3 protein-coding genes are annotated in these 2,343 nt (G+C 74.0%); 1 reads left to right on the top strand and 2 read right to left on the bottom strand.

The window, feature by feature from the left end; translation table 11 throughout:
- A partial coding sequence (locus V7053_RS18790) for a helix-turn-helix domain-containing protein (RefSeq protein WP_334173774.1) occupies positions 1-197 on the bottom strand: 197 nt, incomplete at its 3' end.
- Complete coding sequence (locus V7053_RS18785) at positions 194-496, bottom strand: hypothetical protein (protein ID WP_334173773.1); 303 nt, start codon at positions 494-496, stop codon at positions 194-196. The genes V7053_RS18785 and V7053_RS18790, both read right to left, overlap by 4 nt.
- A gap of 288 nt (positions 497-784) precedes the next feature.
- On the opposite strand from V7053_RS18785, the gene V7053_RS18780 reads away from it, so the two are divergent.
- Positions 785-1,837, top strand: a complete 1,053-nt coding sequence (locus V7053_RS18780; RefSeq protein WP_334173772.1) for an IS630 family transposase — start codon at positions 785-787, stop codon at positions 1,835-1,837.
- The last annotated feature ends 506 nt before the right edge of the window (positions 1,838-2,343 follow it).

The following is a 2,343-nucleotide window of genomic DNA, read 5'->3' as shown; positions in this document are numbered from 1 at the left end:
GCCAGGACCAGATCGTCCTTGGAGCGGAAGTGCCGGTAGAAGGTCGCCCTGGCCACCCCCGACGCGGCGATCAGCTCATCCACCCCCACATCCCGGATCCCGCGGCGGGCGAAGAGCCAGTACGCGGCCCCCAGGATCCTCTCCCTGGCACCCGCGGGCCTTCCCATGGCAGCGGCCCGGGCTGCACCGAGGCTCATGCGCACCCCCTACGGCCCGGCGGGTAGCCCCCGGGCGGACCGCCCAGGCCGTCTCCGCCCGGGACCTGGCTCCCGGGGGCGTCCGTGCCCTCCCGGGCCGCGATGCCCCGGTAGACGGCGCACGGCCACCGCTGGGCGCACTCGGCGCAGCGGGAGCCCTCGAACCACGTCCGGGGCGCGTGCAGGGCATGGAGCTCCTCCAGCGTGGCGATGTCCGCAGGAGCCCGACCCGAGTGGGCCAGCTCCCCCAGACGCACCGAGGTCGCCGCCCAGAACTGCCGACGCCGGTCCCATCCCATGAGAGCAAAACTATCACTTCGATGGGGGTTCGAGCGCTGCGCGACCGGCGTTGCACGGGGGAACGTGTGGGCAGAGGAGACTGCGGCAGGAGCGCAGGATCCCTGCCGCCTTGGATCAGCCAAGCCGCCCCCTCGGTCTGGGACCAGCCCGGGGCAGGGGCGGGGCCGGCGGGGAATAGGCCGCAGGTGCCGGCGGCAGCAGCCTCCCCCCGGCCAGGCAGAGCGCGGAACCAGTGCGGGCCCGACGGATGATGGTTCGACCCCGTGACGACGGGGTAGGCAGGGACCATGGCAAAGCGATCCGCTGCGCCCCTGGTGCTGCGCGAGGGCGACCGCGAGGAACTGGCCGCCCTGGCCGGGCACGGTCGGGCCGATGCGAGGCTGGCACTGCGGGCCCGGATCGTTCTGCTGGCCGCGCAGGGCCTGTCCAACACCGAGATCGCCCGGCGGGAAGGGGTCGCGCGGGCCACCGTGCTCTCCTGGCGCGAACGCTACGCCCACGGCGGCATCGCCGCCCTCGAGGACGCGCTCCGGCCCGGACCCCGACCCGCCCCCGGGTACAGCAGGATCGTCGCCGAGTCGCTCAGGCCGGTGCCCGACGCGCCAGCCGCCAGCCGCGGGTCCTCCCGGATGCTTGCGGCCCGGCTGGGGATCTCGAACAGCACGCTCACCAGGGCCTGGAGGGCCTGCGGGGTACGGCCAGGGGCCGCCGGGATGTCCAGATTCTCCACCGAGCCCGAGCTGGTGGCCAAGGTCGGCGACATCGTCGGGCTCTACCTCGGGCCCCCGCAGAACGCGATCATGCTGCGCGCGGACCCCCAGAACCAGGCCCCGGCGCGCACCGCCACGGTTCCGCCGGTCCGGCCGCGCCCGGCCGGGGAGCCTGTCCCCGACGATGGCCGTCAAGGCGCCCCGGCCCTCTCCGCGGCCCTCGGACGCCCCAGCGCCGGCGGCGGAGCCCCTGCCCGGCCCGGGGCCCCGGAGCAGGAGTTCCTGGCCTTCCTCAGGCAGGCCGCCCGCTCCTGCCCCGGACAGGATCTGCACCTTCTCATGGACGGCCACGCCCTCCACGGGCATCCCGGCGTGCTCGGCTGGCTCGCCGCGAACCCCCGGACCAGCCTCCACTTCACCCGGACCCGCGCGGTGTGGCTGAACCTCGTCGAGGTCTGCTTCGCCATCATCGAGCCCCACCCCCCGCACCCCGGCGCCCCCCGCTGCGCCGAGGAGCTCGGCGCAAGGATCCGCGCCTGCGCCAAGGACTGGAACGACCGACCGCACCCATTCGCCTGGGCCAGGACCACCGAGGAAGGCCCCGCCCACGGCGCCCCCTCCAACACCTGATATCGAGTTCGCCTCGCTGGGGACTCCCGGCGAGCCCGGGTAGGCCACGCGCAGTCAGGCTGACAGAGGGCCCCCGCTCCAGGTCGATGCCCGGGCCGAGGAACCATGCCCGCAACCCGGGTGGCCAACTGGCCGAGAACGGGGAGAAGAACTGGCCGCCAGCGGGGAACTATCAGCCGCCGATGGGGAGAATCTCATGGCCGCTGACACTGGTCCGGGACCGGCTGGCAGGGTAGGTCCTGGCCGCCGGCCCTTCGGCCGTGACACCAGTGTCAACGACTTCTGAATTTTGACCCCCTCGGCCGCTCGTGGGCCTTGGACCCGAACTGTCCGGTCGAGGGATGGCGGCCGTGCCTGCCCGGCCCACGCCGATGGCTTGGAGATCAGAAGACTGCCCAGCCCCTTCGGGGCTGTGGCCCATCACAGGAATGCCTCGGGGTGGCCTTCACCCGGGCCTACCCCTGCTCCGAGGCAACGGATCCCCCGCGAGCCCGCGGCGGGGCCCC

Source organism: Sinomonas sp., assembly GCF_036848755.1.
GTDB lineage: Bacteria > Actinomycetota > Actinomycetes > Actinomycetales > Micrococcaceae > Sinomonas.
This window is presented reverse-complemented; position numbering and strand designations above follow the sequence as displayed.

Bases quoted from the DNA above. Each gene is read 5' to 3' on its own strand.
- V7053_RS18785 (WP_334173773.1), bottom strand. From the start codon at position 496: ATGGGATGGGACCGGCGTCGGCAGTTCTGGGCGGCGACCTCGGTGCGT.
- V7053_RS18780 (WP_334173772.1), top strand. From the start codon at position 785: ATGGCAAAGCGATCCGCTGCGCCCCTGGTGCTGCGCGAGGGCGACCGC.